The sequence below is a fragment of the Endomicrobiales bacterium genome, assembly GCA_023228045.1.
Lineage (GTDB): Bacteria > Elusimicrobiota > Endomicrobiia > Endomicrobiales > JALOBY01 > JALOBY01.
Genome location: JALOBY010000037.1, coordinates 1 through 4,045 on the forward strand (window position 1 = coordinate 1; position 4,045 = coordinate 4,045).

Here is a 4,045-nt window from a genome sequence, read left to right on the forward strand (position 1 = left end):
TTCGAAAGAAGGCGCTAAACAACTTGGCGGTTTCGGGAGCATAGGTAAATTGTTCCCTCCGATGTGGGACTGGCAAACTTTCTGGACAATGACCGCATTTCTTTCTGTTATCCTGGCATTTATGAACTTTCTGCCAATTCCGGCGCTGGATGGAGGTTATGTTTTGTTTCTGCTTTACGAAATGTTTTCCGGGCGTAAACCAAACGATAAGTTCCTTGAGTATGCTCAAACAGCCGGCATGATGTTGCTTTTTGTGCTGATCATTTTTGCCAACGGAAACGATATTTTTAGAGCGATATTTAAATAAAGTTTATCTCGCCAAAGGCGAGATAAACCTCAAACTCTTTAAACTTTTAAATAAACGATGCAACCAACAGTACTTTGCTATCCCAAATGCGGAACCTGCCAAAAAGCCGAAAAATGGTTGAAAACAAGCGGAATAGCATATATTTATCGACCTATAAAAGAAGAAAATCCATCGAAGACCGAATTGTCTGAATGGATAAAGAAGAGCGGGTTGCCTGTCAGTAAGTTTTTCAACACAAGCGGTTTACTTTACAAAGAGCAAAACATGAAAGACAAAGTAAAAACTTTGACTGAAAATGAATTGATCGATATTTTAGCTTCAAACGGATTAATGGTGAAACGTCCCGTTTTGCTTGCGGGCGAAAAAGTGTTGGTCGGATTCAAGGAAGAAGAATGGAAAAAGCTGTTGAGCAAATAATTCTCACATTACCCCATTCTTATATCATTTACTTGTGCAGTTTCTGCACATTTCATATTGTTTCCGGTTTTCGAGAATTGATTCTCTGAAATCGGAAGCTTTTTTATTGTGCCAAATTGAAGAGAAACTTTGATTTTCAATATTGCTAAAAGCATGTTCGGAGTTTTTATCAAAACAACAAGGAATCAAATCACCTTTGGCATTGACCACAGCTCCGCTCCACAGGCGCAGGCAACGATTTTCCAATGTGTTTTTTATGTGGTATTTTCCATCATTGTCCATTTTATACCGTGCATATTTGTCAATCGAAGTTAATAATTCATGCCCGTTCTCAAAATTGTATAACTGAGCCGTTTTGAAAACCAAACGATCAGCATGGAGTGACTTGGCGAGCATCTTCATGTCTCGCATTTGATGTTCGTTTGTTTTGAATACAATGAACTGAATTTCGACAAAAGGAGTGATGGATTTTAATTCATTTTTCCATGCTACTATGTTTTTCACCCCCTGAACGGCTTTGTCGAGCTTTCCGCCTATTCTATATTTTTCATAAACTTCTTGCGTACTGCCATCGATTGAGATGATAAGTTTGTCGAGACCTGACAAAACAATTTCGCGCGCTTTATCTGAATTCAGCAATTGCGCATTCGTCGAAGTTGACGTAAAAATCTTAGCTTTATGTGCATAATTGATAAGTTTGGCGAGATTTTTGTTAAGTAATGGTTCTCCCTGGAAGTAAAAAATAATATGCAAGAGCGTCTCCTTCAGTTCGTCCACGATTTTTTGGTAATTTTTTTCATCTATATACATTTTATCGGTTAATTCACGCTGACTTACAGGACATTCAGGACATTTCAACTGACAAAAATTGTAGGGTTCGACTGAGATAAAGTAAGGAAGCGTTTTATGATGAAAGTTGGACTTTTTTTTGGAGCTTAAATAGGAGAAATAAAGCTTCGACAAATTGATTATTTTTCCGAAACTAAGGTATTTGGTGGCATTAAATGTATGTTTGATGATTTTGAGATATAAGCGCATTGTACTAAAATATTGTTAGTCGATTTAAGTATCAGGTATATTGCAAAGCTTTTTAACGTCTTGTTTATTCGTTTTTTTGGAAAAATGTAAAAAAACTCTTGCAAAGTAAGTCAAAATTGACTGAAAGATTGTATATTTGTAGCCAATAATTCAGAAATTATTTAAATAAAAACCAATTTATAACAAAAACACAATTTTATGAGAAAGCAATTAATTTTTGCGGTTTCGATGGTGCTTGCCTTGGTGTTAAGTTCTTGTAACAAAGACCTTACAGCCTTAGATCCAAGCTTATTCACATGTACACCAAACCCGCTTGAAGTAAAAGGCGGAAAAGTTGATGCAACTATTACCGGAACTTTCCCGGTTAAGTATTTTGCAAAAAATGCTACAGTAACAGTTACACCGGTACTTACTTTCGATGGTAAAGAAGTTAAGGCCGCTGCTTCAACTTTCCAGGGAGAAAAAGTAGTAGGCAACAATCAGACTATTAGCTATAAAGCAGGTGGTTCTTACACTATCAAAACTTCTTTTGATTATGTGCCTGAAATGGTTAAATCTGAACTTTGGTTAGATTTTAGTGTAGCTACCAGCAAAAAAACTTATGCGTTGCAAAGAGTAAAAGTTGCTGATGGCGTTATCGCCACTTCGCAATTGGCTTCTAAAAACTTTGGAGTCGAAAACGGACCGGTAATTTTAGCCGACAAATTCCAACGTGTTATTCAGGAAATGCAGGAAGCTGACATTAAATTCCTGATTCAACAATCTGCACTTCGTAAAACCGAAACAAAATCGGAAGACATTGTTGCTTTAACAAAAAAAATAAAAGAAGCTAAAGATGTTCAAAACAAAGAAGTTGCCGATTTGGAAATTGCCGGTTATGCATCCCCCGATGGTTCAATCGAATTGAATACAAACTTGGCCGAAAAACGTCAGAAAGTTACTTCGGACTTTATCAATAAAGAGCTGAAAAAAATTAAGACTTCAGTTAGCGTTGACTCTAAATTTACTGCTGAAGACTGGGATGGCTTCCAAAAATTAATGGAAAGCTCAAACATTCAGGACAAACAGGTTATTTTGCGTGTACTGACAATGTACACCGATCCTGAACAACGCGAACGTGAAATCAAAAACCTGTCGGTTGCATTCAAAAGCATTGCCGATGAAATCCTTCCTCAACTCCGTCGTTCACGTTTGAAACTGACAGTTGACGTAACTGGTAAATCGGATGCCGAAATTGCTCAATTAGCCAATGAAGATGCTTCGAAACTTAGCGTGGAAGAATTGCTTTATGCAGCAACCCTTACCGAAAATCTTTCAGACAAGGCAGCCATTTATCAAAAAACTACCGAATTGTATGCCGGCGATGTTCGTGGATTCAACAATTTAGGCGCAGTTCAATACCAACAAGGAAATATCGATGCTGCTGCGGCTAATTTTGCAGCAGCTTTAAACATCGAGCCTAAATGTCCGAATGCAAATTACAATGCCGGTTTATGCGCTTTGGCAAAAGGCGACTTGGCAAACGCTGAAGTGTATTTTGGGAAATCTGCAGGAACAAGCGGAAACCTGAACAATGCATTGGGAACTGTTTATACCCTCAAAGGTGATTATGCAAAAGCTAAAACAACTTTTGGCTCAACAGCTACAAACAATGCCGCTTTGATGCAAATTCTCGATGGCAACTACAATGGTGCACGCGCAACATTAGATGCCGTTGCTCAACCGGATGCTTTAACTTCGTATCTTGGAGCTGTTATCGGTGCACGTACCAACAATCGTGATGCCGTTTATGGAAATCTTCGTAAAGCAGTAAGCCTCGACAGCGCATACAAAGCTAAAGCTGTAAACGATCTTGAATTCTCAAAATTCTTTACTGACGATACATTTATGTCGATAGTAAAATAATTAAGGCTGAATTTTATCCAAAAAAACCGGTGCATCCAATTGCATCGGTTTTTTTATGTCATTATGTCATACAAGTTGAAGTAGAAACCGTTTTCCCATTAACGGTATAAATTTTGTAAAACAATAAGATACCTGCGATAGGGATTTAAAATAATGTAGCTTGAATTTGATTATCTTTGCTGATTGTTTAGCTTATATTCGGCAAGTCGGATTCATTAATTTAATTATTACAAAAGCATGATCGAAAACGAACAAATAGTAAATGAAATTGTTGAAGGAATACAAGATAGAAAAGGTAAAGGAGTGGTTGTTGTGAATCTGACAAAGCTGAAAGAAGCTCCCTGTAGTTATTTTGTGATTTGTGAAGGCGATTCGAAT

Annotated in this window: 4 protein-coding genes; 3 read left to right on the plus strand and 1 reads right to left on the minus strand. The window is 37.3% G+C overall.

Annotation, left to right across the window (positions count from 1 at the left end):
- The coding region (locus M0Q46_06585) for a site-2 protease family protein (protein ID MCK9583259.1) at positions 1–307 on the plus strand (307 nt) is incomplete at its 5' end.
- A 57-nt stretch (positions 308–364) separates the two neighbouring features.
- Positions 365–724 carry an arsenate reductase family protein gene (locus tag M0Q46_06590; GenBank protein MCK9583260.1) on the plus strand — a complete coding sequence of 120 codons (360 nt, stop codon included), beginning with the start codon at positions 365–367 and terminating at the stop codon, positions 722–724.
- Positions 725–748: 24 nt separating this feature from the next.
- Here the strand turns inward: M0Q46_06590 and M0Q46_06595 are convergent, their stop codons facing one another.
- A complete protein-coding gene (locus M0Q46_06595) occupies positions 749–1,762 on the minus strand; it encodes an SPASM domain-containing protein (protein ID MCK9583261.1) in 1,014 nt (337 codons plus the stop codon).
- A gap of 198 nt (positions 1,763–1,960) precedes the next feature.
- Here M0Q46_06595 and M0Q46_06600 point away from each other — a divergent pair, with 198 nt between their 5' ends.
- The gene (locus tag M0Q46_06600; protein ID MCK9583262.1) at positions 1,961–3,667 is read left to right on the plus strand and encodes a hypothetical protein; all 1,707 of its coding nucleotides are present in this window, start codon (positions 1,961–1,963) and stop codon (positions 3,665–3,667) included.
- Positions 3,668–4,045 lie beyond the last annotated feature (378 nt).

What these genes read in the sequence shown, in the direction of transcription:
- M0Q46_06590 (MCK9583260.1), top strand. Translation starts at nt 365, where the DNA reads ATGCAACCAACAGTACTTTGCTATCCCAAATGCGGAACCTGCCAAAAA.
- M0Q46_06595 (MCK9583261.1), bottom strand. Translation starts at nt 1,762, where the DNA reads ATGCGCTTATATCTCAAAATCATCAAACATACATTTAATGCCACCAAA.
- M0Q46_06600 (MCK9583262.1), top strand. Translation starts at nt 1,961, where the DNA reads ATGAGAAAGCAATTAATTTTTGCGGTTTCGATGGTGCTTGCCTTGGTG.